Origin of the sequence: Pseudooceanicola endophyticus (genome assembly GCF_018760365.1) — a bacterium.
Lineage (GTDB): Bacteria > Pseudomonadota > Alphaproteobacteria > Rhodobacterales > Rhodobacteraceae > Pseudooceanicola > Pseudooceanicola endophyticus.
Genome location: NZ_JAHIAB010000001.1, coordinates 359,284 through 373,876, shown reverse-complemented (window position 1 = coordinate 373,876; position 14,593 = coordinate 359,284). Strand labels below are relative to the sequence as shown.

The 14,593-nt window shown below is 67.8% G+C and carries 12 protein-coding genes; 11 read left to right on the top strand and 1 reads right to left on the bottom strand.

Going from position 1 to position 14,593, the window contains the following annotated elements; genetic code table 11:
* The 11 genes from murC to KM176_RS01765 all read left to right on the top strand — a co-directional run bounded on the left by murC (position 1) and on the right by KM176_RS01765 (position 14,168).
* A complete protein-coding gene (murC, locus tag KM176_RS01815) occupies positions 1-1,416 on the top strand; it encodes a UDP-N-acetylmuramate--L-alanine ligase (protein ID WP_160892111.1) in 1,416 nt (471 codons plus the stop codon).
* Between the two features lie 238 nt (positions 1,417-1,654).
* Positions 1,655-1,918, top strand: a complete 264-nt coding sequence (locus KM176_RS01810) for a DUF2484 family protein (RefSeq protein WP_160892109.1) — start codon at positions 1,655-1,657, stop codon at positions 1,916-1,918.
* A gap of 140 nt (positions 1,919-2,058) precedes the next feature.
* Positions 2,059-3,027 (top strand): UDP-N-acetylmuramate dehydrogenase, encoded by a 969-nt coding sequence (gene murB / locus KM176_RS01805; RefSeq protein WP_160892107.1) that lies wholly within the window; start codon positions 2,059-2,061, stop codon positions 3,025-3,027.
* A 118-nt stretch (positions 3,028-3,145) separates the two neighbouring features.
* Positions 3,146-4,060: a D-alanine--D-alanine ligase gene (locus KM176_RS01800; protein WP_202397711.1), complete on the top strand. Its 915-nt coding sequence runs from the start codon at positions 3,146-3,148 to the stop codon at positions 4,058-4,060.
* Entirely contained in the window at positions 4,057-4,944 is an 888-nt protein-coding gene (locus KM176_RS01795) for a cell division protein FtsQ/DivIB (protein WP_311136131.1), read from the top strand. Before KM176_RS01800 ends, KM176_RS01795 begins: the two co-directional genes overlap by 4 nt.
* Positions 4,945-5,037: 93 nt before the next feature.
* Entirely contained in the window at positions 5,038-6,372 is a 1,335-nt protein-coding gene (gene ftsA, locus KM176_RS01790) for a cell division protein FtsA (protein ID WP_160892103.1), read from the top strand.
* A 173-nt stretch (positions 6,373-6,545) separates the two neighbouring features.
* A complete protein-coding gene (gene ftsZ, locus KM176_RS01785; protein WP_160892101.1) occupies positions 6,546-8,321 on the top strand; it encodes a cell division protein FtsZ in 1,776 nt (591 codons plus the stop codon).
* A gap of 373 nt (positions 8,322-8,694) precedes the next feature.
* Entirely contained in the window at positions 8,695-9,615 is a 921-nt protein-coding gene (gene lpxC, locus KM176_RS01780) for a UDP-3-O-acyl-N-acetylglucosamine deacetylase (RefSeq protein WP_160892099.1), read from the top strand.
* Positions 9,616-9,775: 160 nt separating this feature from the next.
* The gene (locus tag KM176_RS01775; RefSeq protein ID WP_160892097.1) at positions 9,776-10,627 is read left to right on the top strand and encodes an outer membrane protein assembly factor BamD; all 852 of its coding nucleotides are present in this window, start codon (positions 9,776-9,778) and stop codon (positions 10,625-10,627) included.
* Positions 10,628-10,697: 70 nt separating this feature from the next.
* Entirely contained in the window at positions 10,698-12,350 is a 1,653-nt protein-coding gene (gene recN / locus KM176_RS01770; RefSeq protein WP_160892095.1) for a DNA repair protein RecN, read from the top strand.
* A gap of 117 nt (positions 12,351-12,467) precedes the next feature.
* Entirely contained in the window at positions 12,468-14,168 is a 1,701-nt protein-coding gene (locus KM176_RS01765) for a chloride channel protein (protein WP_160892093.1), read from the top strand.
* A gap of 81 nt (positions 14,169-14,249) precedes the next feature.
* Here KM176_RS01765 and KM176_RS01760 read toward each other — a convergent pair whose 3' ends face one another.
* Positions 14,250-14,591, bottom strand: a complete 342-nt coding sequence (locus KM176_RS01760) for a DUF427 domain-containing protein (RefSeq protein WP_160892537.1) — start codon at positions 14,589-14,591, stop codon at positions 14,250-14,252.
* Positions 14,592-14,593: the final 2 nt, after the last annotated feature.

Below are 14,593 nucleotides of genomic sequence, written 5' to 3'. Positions count from 1 at the left end.
GTGAACGCTGCCGCAACAAAGCTGCCCCAGGACGTGGGGCCGATTCATTTCGTCGGCATCGGGGGCATCGGCATGTCCGGCATCGCCGAGGTGCTGCTGAACCACGGCTACACCGTGCAGGGATCCGACCTGAAGCGTTCGCCGATCACCGACCGTCTGGCCGGTCTCGGCGCCGAGATCTTCGAGGGGCAGCGCGCCGAGAACCTTGAAAACGCCGAGGTCGTGGTGATTTCCTCCGCGATCAAGCCAGGCAACCCCGAGCTGGACGAGGCCCGCCGCCGTGGCCTGCCCGTGGTGCGCCGCGCCGAGATGCTGGCCGAGCTGATGCGGCTGAAATCCAACGTTGCGATTGCCGGGACCCACGGCAAGACCACGACGACGACCATGGTGGCAACGCTGCTGGATGCCGGCGGGCTGGACCCGACCGTGGTCAACGGCGGCATCATCCACGCCTATGGCTCGAACGCGCGGGTGGGCCTGGGCGAATGGATGGTGGTCGAGGCCGATGAGAGCGACGGCACCTTCAACCGTCTGCCCGCGACCATTGCCATCGTCACCAATATCGACCCCGAGCACATGGATCACTGGGGCGATTTCGACACGCTGCGCAAGGGCTTCCTGGATTTCGTGTCGAACATCCCGTTCTATGGTGTCGCGGTCTGCTGCACCGATCACGCCGAGGTGCAGGCGCTGGTCGGCAAGATCACCGACCGCCGCGTCGTCACCTACGGTTTCAACGCCCAGGCCGACGTGCGCGCGATCAACCTGCGCTACGAGAAGGGCATCGCCCATTTCGACGTGGCGCTGCAGGCCGAAGGGCAGGTGATCGAGGGCTGCACCCTGCCGATGCCCGGCGATCACAACGTCTCGAACGCGCTGGCCGCCGTCGCCGTGGCGCGTCATCTCGGCATGAAGGCCGAGGAGATCCGCACCGCACTGGCGAATTTCGGCGGCGTGAAGCGGCGCTTCACCCGCGTGGGCGAAGTGAACGGTGTCACCATCATCGACGATTATGGCCACCACCCGGTGGAGATCGCCGCCGTCCTCAAGGCCGCCCGCCAGGCGACCGAGGGTCGGGTGATCGCCGTGCACCAGCCGCACCGCTATTCGCGCCTGCACACGCTGTTCGATGATTTCTGCGCCTGCTTCAACGAGGCCGACGTGGTCGCCATCGCCGAGGTCTATTCCGCCGGGGAGGACCCGATCGAAGGCGCCTCGCGCGATGATCTGGTGGCCGGGCTGATCCGCCACGGTCATCGCCACGCCCGCGCCCTGACCTGCGAGGACGACCTGGAGCGCCTGGTACGCGAGCAGGCCCATCCCGGCGACATGGTGGTCTGCCTGGGGGCGGGGACCATCTCGGCCTGGGCGAATCGACTTCCCGAGCGCCTGGAAACCGCCCGCGCCGCCGAATAATCGGGCCGCGAAAGCCTTGGAAACATGGGCGCTGCGGTGAGTTTCACCGTGGCGCCCATTTCAATTGAGACCAGCTGTTGAAAATGCCGGTCAACGTTACATATCCACAGAAAATTTGTTGTAGACGCGGTGTGTTGTGAGTAGCTTGTGCAAAAGCGCAACAGGTAGGGAAAAACCTGTATGCAGGACCTATAATGTTTTGGCGGACCAACGGACGGTGTAGGAGGCAGAGCGCACAATGGAATCCTTCCTGATTGTCCTGTTCTGGGTGGTCTGCGGCAATGCCGTGGCCCTCGTGCCTGTTCAGCGACACGCCGAGATCGGGCGCCTGGCCCTGATCGCCGTCGGCATCCCCTGCCTTGGCTATATTACCCTTCAGCACGGCCCCTGGCTGGGCCTCGCGATGCTGCTGCTGGGGGCGCTGGTGCTGCGCTGGCCGCTGGGCCGGGCACGCCGTCTTCCGCCCGAGGGCGAGGCGGCGCCTTCGACCCATTCGGCCTGAACGGGCCATGACCTCTCGACAGATCAGCGGCCCAGGTGCGGGGGGCAGATCGGGTCCCGGGCGGGGCTTCGCCGATGCCGCACCCCCTTGCTTGGCAGGGGGCCGGAGGCTAGCTATCCCTTCGCACCGAAGGAGAGACCATGCCCCGTCCTGACCAGATCGCCATCAAGGGCCGCCTCACGGCCGAACGAGAGCTGTCCGCGCTGACCTGGCTGCGCGTCGGCGGCCCGGCCGAATGGCTGTTTCAGCCGGCGGATGAGGACGACCTGGTGCAGTTCCTGAGCCAGCTTGATCCCGATGTGCCGGTCTTCCCGATGGGCGTGGGGTCGAACCTGATCGTGCGCGACGGCGGGCTGCGCGGCGTGGTGATCCGTCTCGGGCGCGGCTTCAACGACATTTCGGTCGAGGGGATGCGGGTCACAGCGGGCACGGCGGCGCTGGATGCCCATGTTGCCCGCAAGGCGGCAGAGGCCGGCGTCGACCTGACTTTCCTGCGCACCATTCCCGGATCGGTCGGGGGGGCGCTGCGGATGAACGCGGGCTGCTATGGCACCTACACGGCGGACATCTTCGTCGAGGCCCGCGCCGTGACCCGGGAGGGCAGGGTGGTCACGCTGAGCGCGCAGGACATGCAGTTCGCCTATCGCCAGACCGGCCTGCCGGAGGGCTGGGTGCTGACCCGCGCCACCTTCGAGGGGCAGCCCGGCGATCCCGCAGAGCTGGCCGCGCGGATGGCGGACCAGCTGGCGCGGCGCGATGCGACGCAGCCGGTCAAGGATCGTTCGGCGGGGTCGACCTTCCGCAACCCGGCGGGCTTTTCCTCGACCGGGCGGGCCGACGACGTGCATGACCTGAAGTCGTGGAAGCTGATCGACGATGCGGGGATGCGCGGGGCCCGTCTGGGCGGCGCGCAGATGAGCGAGAAGCACTCCAATTTCCTGATCAATACCGGCACCGCCACCGCCGCAGAGCTTGAAGCTCTGGGTGAGGAAGTGCGAAAAAGGGTATATGAAATAAGCGGAATTGAGCTACAGTGGGAAATTATGCGCCTCGGGGAGCCGGCGTCGGAGACACCGGCCCTTGACCCGGCGCATGATGGTACCAGTTAGGATCATTGCCGGACTTCCGCCGGCATGTATCCGAAAAGGCGCCCAAGGGTCGGTACAGGCCCGGGCATATTAAAGGTGGGGGCCGAGAGGCCCTGAAAACGAGGCAGTGATCGTGGGAATGTCGGGCAGGACATCCCCGAAAGTGGTGGTGCTAAAGGGTGGCCCCTCGGCTGAGCGCGAGGTGTCGCTGGCCAGTGGTCGCGAATGCGCCGCCGCTCTCCGGGACGAGGGATACGAGGTCGTCACGCTGGACGCGGGACCGGACCTTGCGGCGCGACTCACGGAAATCGCCCCTGATGTCGTCTTCAACGCCCTGCATGGCCGCTGGGGAGAGGACGGTTGCGTCCAGGGTATCCTGGAATGGCTGCGCATCCCCTATACGCATTCCGGCGTTCTGGCCTCTGCGGTGGCGATGGACAAGGAACGCTCCAAGGCGCTGTTCCGCTTTGCCGGCCTGCCGGTGGCGGAAAGCCGCATCGCTTCCCGCTCCGAGATTTCCGCCGGCCACGTGATGGCCCCGCCCTATGTGGTGAAACCCTATAACGAGGGCTCCTCGGTCGGGGTCTATATCGTGACCGAGGGCAGCAATGGCCCGCCCGAACTGGCCCCCGAGATGCCCGAGACGCTGATGGTCGAGGCCTATCTGCCCGGACGCGAGCTGACGGTATCGGTGATGGGCGACCGGCCGCTCTGCGTGACCGAGATCTTCACCTCGGGCTGGTACGACTACACCGCGAAGTATGCCCCCGGCGGATCGACCCATGTCTGTCCCGCCGAGATCCCCGAGGAGATCGCCGAGACCTGCCTCGACTATGCCCGCCGCGCCCATGAGGTGCTGGGCTGCCGGGGCGTGTCGCGCACCGATTTCCGCTGGGATGACAGCAAGGGCGTCGATGGGATCTTCCTGCTGGAAACCAACACGCAGCCGGGCATGACACCGACCTCTCTGGCGCCCGAACATGCGGCGGCCCGCGGGATCAGCTTCGGCCAGCTGTGCCGATGGCTGGTGGAGGATGCCTCGTGCGAACGGTGACCCCGCTGACCGCCAGTCGCCGCAAAGCGCGGCATGATCCGGCGCCTTCGCGCTGGAGCTGGCGGATGCAGCGGCTCATGCTCAGCCCGGCGTTCCGGTTCTTCCTGCGGGTGCTGCTGCCGTTGCTGGTGGTGGCGCTGATCGCCGGCATCTGGCTGGCCAGCGAAACCCGCCGCGAGGCGCTGGTGCAGCAGGTCGAAAGCTGGAAACAGGCCTTCGAGGACCGTCCCCAGTTCATGGTGCACGACGTCCAGATCACCGGCGCTTCCGACGAGACTGCGGCCAAGGTGCGCGATATCGTCGGGCTTGAGAAACCGACTTCTTCCTTCCGTCTGGATCTGGATGCGCTGCGCGCCCAGATCGAGGCGCTGCCGCCGGTGGCCTCCGCCGCGCTGCACAAGGCCAGCGGTGGCGTGCTGGACGTGGTGGTGACCGAACGCGTGCCGGTGGCCGTGTGGCGGACCCGCAGCGGGCTGTCGGTGATCGACGACAAGGGCGAAGTGACCGGCAGCGTCGGGCTGCGCACCGACCGCTCGGATCTGCCGCTGATCGCCGGGGCAGGGGCCAACAAGGCCGTCCCCGAGGCGCTGGACATCCTGCACGCGGCCCAGCCGGTGGCCGCCCGGGTGCGTGGCATCGAACGGATCGGCGAACGCCGCTGGGACCTGGTGCTGGACCGCAATCAGCGCATTCTCCTGCCCGAGACCAAGCCGGTGCAGGCGCTGGAACGCGTGCTGGCGCTGAACCAGGCGCAGGATCTTCTGGCGCGCGACATCACGGTGGTGGACATGCGCCTTCCCGCCCGGCCCACGATCCGCGTGGCGCCCGATGCGATCGAGGAATGGCAGCGCATCCGCGACTTCCAGAACCAGACCAAGAAATAACGAGTGAGACGGCCGCGGTTACAGGCCCGCGGCCCAACAGTAACGAGAAACAGGCAGGTGTCCGGGACGGACAGGGGAAACAGGGGCAGCAGAATGGAGTTTTACCAGAGCCAAAGGGCCATGCGGAACATGCGCAAGGCGGCGCTTCAAAGGGGCGTCGTCGCGGTGCTGGATGTGGGGACGTCGAAGATCGCCTGCCTCGTGCTGCGCTTCGATCCGACCCAGCAGCATGCCGATATCGGGGACGGGGTCGGGTCGCTGGCCGGACAGGCCGGTTTCCGGGTGATCGGGGTCGCCACCACGCGCTCGCGCGGGGTCCGCTTCGGCGAGATCGATTCGATGCCCGAGACCGAGCGCGCGATCCGTACCGTTCTGCAGAATGCCCAGAAGATGGCGAAAGTCCGGGTCGATCACGTGATCGCCTGCTTCTCCGGCGCCGGTCCGCGCAGCTATGGCCTGACCGGCGAGGTCGAGGTGACCGGCGACGTGGTCAGCGAACAGGATGTCGGTCGCGTGCTGGCGGCCTGCGACGTGCCCGATTACGGCGAGGGCCGCGAGGTGCTCCATGCCCATCCGGTGAACTTCGCGCTGGATCACCGCTCGGGTCTGACCGATCCGCGCGGTCAGATCGGCGCCCATCTGGCGACCGACGTGCACATGCTGACCGTCGAGGCCGCCACCATCCAGAACCTCGCGCATTGCGTGAACCGCTGCGACCTTGAACTCGCCGGCGTGGCCTCTTCGGCCTATGTGACCGGCATCTCCTGCCTGGTCGAGGACGAGCAGGAGCTGGGCGCGGCCTGCATCGACATGGGCGGCGGCACCACCAGCCTGTCGATCTTCATGAAGAAGCACATGATCTACGCCGACACCGTGCGCATGGGCGGCGACCATGTGACCGGCGACATCTCGATGGCGCTGAAGATCCCGATGTCCAATGCCGAACGGCTGAAAACCTTCTACGGCGGCGTCGTCGCCACCGGCATGGATGACCGCGAGCGCATCGAGATCGGCGGCGAGACCGGCGATTACGAGCACGACCGCCGAACCGTCACCCGCGCCGAGCTGATCGGAGTCATGCGCCCCCGAGTCGAGGAGATCCTGGAAGAGGTGCGCCACTGCCTCGATGCCGCCGGATTCGAGCATATGCCGAACCAGCAGATCGTCCTGACCGGCGGCGCCAGCCAGATCCCCGGCCTCGACGGGCTGGCCAGCCGCATTCTTGGGCAGCAGGTCCGTCTGGGCCGTCCGCTGCGCGTGCATGGCCTGCCGCAGGCGGCGACCGGACCGGCCTTCGCCTCGGCGGTGGGGATGTGCCTCTATGCGGCACACCCGCAGGACGAGTGGTGGGATTTCGACCTTCCCGCCGACAGGTATCCGGCCCGCTCCCTGAAACGGGCGGTCCGGTGGTTCCGGGACAACTGGTGACCGCAAGATGAGGTGGGGTCGGCGGAATGCTGCGAACCCACCTCCGACCCCTTCCATATCTGGTGTAATTTGCATCGGACGGGGTGACGAAACAGGGCAAACGCGCTAGACTTTAAAGCGATAGGCAGAACAAACCCCGGTCAACCGGGACAGGATCACAGGCGGACAATTCGATGACATTGAACCTCAGCGTCCCCGGGCAGGGAGAAGAGCTCAAACCCCGCATCACGGTCTTCGGTGTGGGTGGCGCCGGCGGCAACGCCGTGAACAACATGATCGAGAAACAGCTGGAAGGGTGCGAGTTCGTCGTCGCGAACACCGACGCCCAGGCGCTGCAGCAAAGCCATGCGCAGGCCCGCGTCCAGCTGGGCGTGAAGGTCACCGAAGGCCTTGGTGCCGGCGCCCGCCCCTCGGTCGGTGCAGCCGCCGCCGAAGAGAGCATCGAGCAGATCGTCGATCACCTCGCCGGCTCGCACATGTGCTTCATCACCGCCGGCATGGGCGGCGGCACCGGCACCGGTGCGGCCCCGATCATTGCGCAGGCCGCGCGTGAGCTGGGCGTGCTGACCGTCGGCGTCGTGACCAAGCCCTTCCAGTTCGAAGGCGCCAAGCGGATGCGCCAGGCGGAAGCCGGCGTCGAAGCCCTGCAGAAGATGGTCGACACGCTGATCATCATCCCGAACCAGAACCTCTTCCGCCTCGCGAACGAGAAGACCACCTTCACCGAGGCGTTCTCTCTGGCCGATGACGTGCTTTACCAGGGCGTCAAGGGCGTGACCGACCTGATGGTCCGTCCGGGCCTGATCAACCTCGACTTCGCGGACGTGCGCGCCGTGATGGACGAGATGGGCAAGGCCATGATGGGCACCGGCGAGGCCGACGGCGAGACCCGCGCCCTGCAGGCCGCCGAGAAGGCGATCGCCAACCCGCTGCTGGACGAGATCTCGCTCAAGGGTGCGAAGGGCGTGCTGATCAACATCACCGGCGGCCACGACCTGACCCTGTTCGAACTGGACGAAGCCGCGAACCGCATCCGCGAGGAAGTGGATCCGGACGCCAACATCATCGTCGGCTCGACCCTGGACGAAACCATGGAAGGCCGGATGCGCGTTTCGGTCGTTGCGACCGGCATCGACGCCACCGACAATGCCCAGCCCATGCCGCAGCCGCGCCGCTCGCTGGCCGAGCCGCTGCGTTCGGCAGAGGAAGTGGAGCAGTCGGTCGGTCACAAGCCGCAACCCGAGCCCCAGCCCGCGCCGGTGCAGCAGCCCGCAATGACGCGCCAGCAGCCGGCCCCGGCCGCCCAGGCGCCGCAGCGTGGCCAGATGCACCAGGAAGAGGACATGGACAATGCGCCGAACCTCTTCGGGGGCGAAGCGCCGCAGAACTCGGTCACCGCGAATGTCTTCGCGGCCCGTGCCGCCGCCCAGCAGGCCCGTCCGCAGGCCCCCGCGCCGCGCGGCCAGGGCACCGAGCTGCCGCCGCCGGCCTACCAGCCGCGCCCGGCTGCGACCCGCAACGAGGTGGTCGAGGAACAGGGCTACGAGCAGGCCGCCATGCCGCGCCGTGCCGGTGAGCCCAGCCCCGAGACCATGGCCCGCCTGAAGGCCGCCATCGGCAAGACCAACCGCGAGGTGCAGGAACGCGCGCAGACGGTCCAGAGCAATGGCCGTCGGACGGAGACCCAGCCGGCGCAGGAGAAGTCGCGCTTCGGCATCAACTCCCTGATCAACCGCATGACCGGGCATTCCGATCATGGGCAGGCCCCGGCCCGTGGCCAGCAGCCCGCGCCGGCCGCTCCGCGCGCCAAGGTCGAGCCGCCGCGCGCGCCTCAGGGGGGTGCCTACCAGGACCCGCAGGCCCAGACCGCCCGTCGCGCGGCCCCGGCCCAGGACCCCGATCAGGACCGGATCGAGATCCCCGCTTTCCTGCGTCGTCAGGCAAACTGATCCGGGCGAGGCATCGCAAGCCTCTGAAATTTCGGGAAATGGCCGTCCTTCGGGGCGGCCATTTCGCATTTGTACGGCTTTTGTGACTCTTTGTTACAGACTTTCGCGGCATCTCGCCCAGTTTCGGGGCGCTGTTGCAATGCGTTGCAAAGCGTGAGTTGAGATCCGGGGCAGGGGCTTTTACCTAAAGATCAACTTAACGCGCAGGAACTTTTGCGCGACATCACGGGACCCTGAGCGCCGATGGCGCGGGCCCCGGATGATCACCGGGCCAGGCCGCAGGATGCCGCCACCAACGCCCCCGACTGGAAAGACGCAGCCCGGCCGCGGGCCGGATGAGGGATCCCGACGGATCCGGATGGGAAGTAACGCGATGCAACATACGATCAAGGCGCCTGTGACGTTCAACGGGACCGGTCTGCACTCCGGTCTTCCGGCCAACCTGACGATCCGCCCCGCTGCCCCTGGGACCGGGATCCGTTTCCGCCGGACCGACATCGCCCTTGGGGATTCGCTGCTGCCCGCCCGCTGGGACCTGGTGGAGCGCACGCCGCTGTGCACCCGTCTGGTCAATGCCGCCGGCGCCTCCGTCTCGACCGTCGAACATGTCATGGCCGCACTTTCGGGCTGCGGCATCTCCAACGCCCTGCTGGAGATCGACGGCCCCGAGGTTCCGATCCTCGACGGCTCTTCGGCCCCCTTCGTGCGCGGCATTCTGGCCCGTGGCCTTGCCGCACAGCACGCCCCGCATCAGGCGATCGAGATCCTGCGCGAGGTCGAGGTGTCGAACGGCCAGGCGACGGCGCGGCTGAAGCCCGCCCCGATGCTGGAGATCGCCTTCGAGATCGACTTCGACGAGGCCGCCATCGGGCATCAGACCCGCACCCTGACCATGAAGAACGGCGCCTTCGTGCGCGAGCTCTGCGACAGCCGCACCTTCTGCCGCAACTGGGAAGTCGACGCGCTGCGCGAGCAGGGCCTGGCCCTGGGCGGCACGCTGGAGAATGCCGTGGTCGTCGACGGCGATCAGATCCTGACCCCCGGCGGCCTGCGCCATTCGGACGAGCCGGTGCGCCACAAGATGCTGGACGCGCTTGGCGATCTCTACATGGCGGGTGCCCCGATCCTGGGCCGCTACGAAGGGATCCGCGCCGGTCACTCGCTGACCAACACGCTGCTGCGGGCGCTTTTCGCCGATCCGGCGAACTATCGCTACGTGACCATCGACCGTGCCCAGGCCGCCCTGCTGCCCGGCGCCGGTGTCACGTCGGACGAAATTCCGGCCGTCGCGTAACAGCTGACCCGCGGGCTTCGGGATGGGCGGCACTCTGCCGCCCTCGTGAGGTGGGGCGGTCGTTAAGACGTTTTGCCCCGGAAATATCTGTGCTAGGACCGGCGGGCGGTCGCGGGGAAACCTGACCGCGCAGGCAAGATCACAAGGGGTGAGAGCACGCATGACAGGCTTCGGGTTTCGATCGGGGCTGACCGGTGCGGTCCTGTTGGCCATGTCTCTTGGGGCATGCACGGACAAGACGCCGGGTATCGACAACGTCGACACCCCCATGGAGAACTTTACCGCCGATCAGATCTACGAGCGCGGTGAGTACGAGGTCAGCAAGAACCACTACGCCGTCGGCGCCAAGTATTTCGCCGAGATCGAGCGCCTCTATCCCTATTCGGACTGGGCCAAGCGCGGGCTGATCATGCAGGCCTTCGCCCAGCACAAGGCCAAGAACTACGACGAGAGCCGCCAGGCGGCCCAGCGGTTCCTGGACTTCTATCCCAGCGATGACGATGCGGCCTATGCCCAGTACCTTCTGGCGCTGTCCTACTACGACCAGATCGACGAGGTCGGTCGCGACCAGGGTCTGACCTTCCAGGCGCTGCAGGCGCTGCGCCAGGTGATCGAGCGTTACCCGGGCAGCCCCTATGCGAAATCCGCGATGATGAAGTTCGACCTGGCCTTCGATCACCTTGCCGGCAAGGAGATGGAAGTCGGGCGCTACTACCTCAAGCGCGATCACTTCGCCGCCGCCATCAACCGCTTCCGCACCGTGGTCGAGCAGTTCCAGACGACCTCGCACACGCCGGAGGCGCTGGAGCGTCTGGTGGAGGCCTATCTGTCGCTGGGTCTGACCGACGAGGCACAGACCGCGGGCGCCATCCTGGGCCACAACTTCCGCTCTTCCGAGTGGTATGATCACGCCTACAAGCTGCTGACCGACAAGGGTCTGGAGATGAAACCGGCGGGCAACAACTGGCTCAGCGCGATCTATCGCCAAACCGTTAAGGGTGAGTGGCTTTAGGTCACGGTTCGTTCTATTCTCCGGCACGAAGCACCCTTCGCGGGTGCCGCCCTGACCGGAGAATATGCCCGTGCTGCGTGGTCTCGACATTCGCGACCTTCTGATCATTGACCGGCTGGAACTGGATTTCCGGCCGGGTCTCAACGTCCTCACCGGGGAAACCGGCGCGGGCAAGTCCATCCTGCTGGATTCGCTGGGCTTCGTGCTGGGCTGGCGCGGGCGCGCCGACCTGGTGCGCGAAGGCGCCGACCAGGGCGAGGTCACCGCCTGGTTCGACCTGCCCGAAGGCCATCCCGCCCATCAGGTCCTCGAAGATGCCGGGCTGCCCGGCGGGGCAGAGCTGATCCTGCGCCGGGTCAATGCCCGCGACGGTCGCAAGACCGCCTGGATCAACGACCGCCGCGCCTCCGGAGAGGTGCTGCGGCGGCTCTCGGACACGCTGGTCGAGCTGCATGGCCAGCATGACGACCGGGGCCTGCTGAACGCCTCGGGGCACCGCGCCATCCTGGATGCCTTCGGAGAGCTTGCCGCCCTCAAGCAGGAGGTGCGCGATGCCTGGCGCGCCCGCACCGCCGCCGAAAAGCAGCTGGATGCCGCCCGCGCCGCGCTGCAACGCGCCGGCGAGGAAGAGGAATTCCTGCGCCATTCCATGACCGAACTCGACAAGCTGGCGCCCCTGCCCGGCGAAGAGGCCGAGCTGGACGCGAAACGCCGCATGATGCAGGGCGCCGAGCGGGTCCGCGAGGATATTTCCCGCGCCCTTCAGGCACTTGGCAACGACGGGGCCGAGGGTGCGATGGGCGATGCTTCGCGCTGGCTGGATGGCGCGGCCGAGGGTACCTCGGGGCAGCTTGATGCGCCCATCGCGGCGCTGGTCCGTGCCATGAACGAGCTGGGCGAAGCCGTGGATGGCGTCGAGCGCTGCCTTGAGGCGCTGGATTTCGATCCCTTCGAGCTTGAGGCGACCGAGGAGCGGCTGTTCGCGCTGCGCGGTCTGGCCCGCAAGCACGGCGTTCTGGCCGACGAGCTGGCGACGCTGGCCAGCGACATGCGCACCCGTCTGGATGCCATCGACAGCGGCGAGGCGCAGATCGAGGAGCTGGAGCGCGCCGCGCGTCAGGCCGATGCCGCCTATGCCGAGGTCGCGGGCCGTCTGACCGCCGCGCGGCGGACCTCGGCGTTGCAACTGGACATGGCCGTGGAGGCCGAGCTGGCGCCGCTGAAGATGGAGCGCGCCCGTTTCACCACGCTGGTCGACCCGGCAGAGCCGGGGCCGGAGGGGCGCGACGAGGTCTCCTTCACCGTGGCGACCAACCCCGGGGCGCCCTCGGGGCCGCTGGCCAAGATCGCCTCGGGCGGGGAGCTGTCGCGCTTCCTGCTGGCGCTGAAGGTCTGCCTGACCCGCGATGCCTCTTCCATGACGATGATCTTCGACGAGATCGACCGCGGCGTCGGCGGTGCCACCGCCGATGCGGTGGGCCGCAGGCTGGCCGATCTGGCGGGGCAGGGGCAGGTTCTGGTGGTCACGCACTCGCCGCAGGTGGCGGCGCGCGGGGCGCATCACTGGCAGGTGTCCAAACGCGTGGAAGGCGGCAAGACGCTTTCCACCGTGCGGTCGCTGTCGATGGACCAGCGGGTCGATGAACTGGCCCGTATGATCTCGGGCGATGCGATCACCGAAGAGGCCCGCGCCGCCGCGCGGCGGCTGATCACGGCAGAGTGAGCCCGCCGGTGTCACCCGGGGGCCGCAACCCTGCCCGGCTTCGGGCAGGGGGCCTTTCCCCGAGCGGACGGCTGTCCTAAGACGGGGCGAACCCGCCACAACCCCCGGAGAGCCCCCATGGCAGACGGACGCCGCAACCTGGTCGCCACATTCTGGGCGGCGGGTGGGGGCGCCTTGCGCGCCTGGTGGCACCTGATGCGGACCCGGGGGCCGAACCAGATGCAGTTCTGGGTGATCGCCCTCGGCATCGGCTTTGCCGCCGGCGGCGCGACGCTGCTGTTCCGCAAGGCCATCGCCTTCCTGCAACGCCTGGCCTACGGGGTCGAGGACGTCCACCGCGTCCATACCTTCGCGGGCGAGCTGCCCTGGTACCTGATCCTGTGCATCCCGATCCTGGGCGGGCTGATCGTCGGGCTGATCCTGCATTTCTTCACCCCCGATGGCCGGGCGCGTTCGGTCGCCGACGTGATCGAGGGCGCCGCCGTCAACAATGGCCGGGTCGAGGGCAAGGCGGGCGTCGCCTCGGCGCTGGCCTCGCTGCTGACGCTGGGGCTGGGCGGCTCTTCCGGGCGCGAGGGGCCGGCGGTGCACATGGCCGCCGTGATGTCGAGCTGGGTGCTGACGCGGCTGCGCGCCGACGGTCTGACCGGGCGCGACCTGCTGGGCTGCGCGGTGGCTGCTGCCGTCTCGGCCTCGTTCAACGCGCCGATCTCGGGGGCGCTGTTCGCCATGGAGGTTGTGCTGCGCCACTTCGCCATCCATGCCTTCGCCCCGATCACCATCGCCTCGGTGGCCGGTGCGGTGCTGGCGCGGTGGGAATTCGGCGACGTGACCGAGTTCGTGCTGCCCACCGCCTCTCTGTTGCAATTCTACGAGGAACTGCCGGCCTTCCTGCTGCTGGGCGCGGTCTGCGGCGTGGTGGCGGGGGCGCTGATGCGCTCGGTCTTCCTGGCCGACAAGGTGGCGGCGCGGGTGCAGGCGCGCACCGGGATGCCGCGCTGGCTGCGCCCGACGGTGGCCGGCGCCCTGCTGGGCGTCATCGCGATCTTCTTCCCCCATGTCATCGGCGTCGGCTACGAGACCACCGTGCGGGCGCTGTCGGGCGATCTGGACCTGAAGGCGGCGATCCTGTTTGCTGTGGTCAAGGCGGTCGCCGTGGCGATCACCCTGGGTGGGCGCATGGGGGGCGGCATCTTCTCTCCGTCGATGATGATGGGGGCGCTGACCGGGCTGGCCTTCGGGCTGATCGCGACCTCGGTCTTCCCCGAGATCTCGGGCTCTCCGACGCTTTATGCGCTGGCGGGGCTGGGGGGCGTCGCGGCGGCGGTGCTGGGCGCGCCGATCTCGACCACGCTGATCGTCTTCGAACTGACCGGCGACTGGGCGGTGGCGCTGAACGTGATGGTGACGGTGTCGATCTCGACCGCGATCGGGTCGAAGCTGGTGGACCGCAGTTTCTTCCTGACCCAGCTCGAGAAGCGCGGCGTGCACCTGGCGCGGGGGCCGCAGGAATACCTGATGGACATGATCCCGCTGCGCGCCGTGATGCAGCTGCCCGAAGAGGCCTGCTTCCCGGCCATGGCGGGGCTGGAGGCGCTGCGGGAGGAGGGCCGGGTGATCGACGTGAATGCGCGGCTGGAAGCGGTCTTTGCCGCCTTCGAGGCGGAAGGCACGCGCGAGGATGGCGGGGCCACGGTGCTGCCGGTGATCACGGGGGCCGCGCAGGAGGCGAAGATCGTCGGTTCGGTGCGCTACGTGGATGCGCTGCGCGCCTATAGCCAGGCGCTGGCCGCGACGGCGGCGGAAGAGCACAGCTGAGGCGGGTCCGCCGCTTGCGCGGCGGAGCCTCCGGCGGGCATATTTTCGGAAAGATGAAAGGGGCGGGGGCACCCCTTCCGGTCAGATGCGTTCGATCTTGACCAGGTCGGTCGCGTAGAAGGCGATGTGGCCGGCCAGGCGTTCGCAGCCGGGCTGCGGGGCCTCGTAGGAATAGGCGGCGTTCTGCAGCGTCGTGCTTTTCGTCACGATGGAGAAGAAGGTCGCCTCGCCCTTGGCATCGGACTGGCCGGTGCGGCTGCCCGGATCCAGGAAGGCCATGGCGACGTCTTCGCGGGGGAAGTAGATCACGTCGGGCAGATTGCCCTCGGTCAGTTCAAGGGCAGCGCGGCTTTCGGCGATCACGGCACCGCCGGCGCGCACGCTCCAGGTGCCGGCGGCGGCACGGATCGAGAGGTCGGTCATGA

Excerpts from the sequence above, each read along its gene's own strand:
- KM176_RS01760 (WP_160892537.1), bottom strand. The coding sequence starts at position 14,591 with ATGACCGACCTCTCGATCCGTGCCGCCGCCGGCACCTGGAGCGTGCGC.
- ftsZ (WP_160892101.1), top strand. The coding sequence starts at position 6,546 with ATGACATTGAACCTCAGCGTCCCCGGGCAGGGAGAAGAGCTCAAACCC.
- murB (WP_160892107.1), top strand. The coding sequence starts at position 2,059 with ATGCCCCGTCCTGACCAGATCGCCATCAAGGGCCGCCTCACGGCCGAA.
- KM176_RS01810 (WP_160892109.1), top strand. The coding sequence starts at position 1,655 with ATGGAATCCTTCCTGATTGTCCTGTTCTGGGTGGTCTGCGGCAATGCC.
- KM176_RS01765 (WP_160892093.1), top strand. The coding sequence starts at position 12,468 with ATGGCAGACGGACGCCGCAACCTGGTCGCCACATTCTGGGCGGCGGGT.
- ftsA (WP_160892103.1), top strand. The coding sequence starts at position 5,038 with ATGGAGTTTTACCAGAGCCAAAGGGCCATGCGGAACATGCGCAAGGCG.
- KM176_RS01775 (WP_160892097.1), top strand. The coding sequence starts at position 9,776 with ATGACAGGCTTCGGGTTTCGATCGGGGCTGACCGGTGCGGTCCTGTTG.
- lpxC (WP_160892099.1), top strand. The coding sequence starts at position 8,695 with ATGCAACATACGATCAAGGCGCCTGTGACGTTCAACGGGACCGGTCTG.
- KM176_RS01800 (WP_202397711.1), top strand. The coding sequence starts at position 3,146 with ATGTCGGGCAGGACATCCCCGAAAGTGGTGGTGCTAAAGGGTGGCCCC.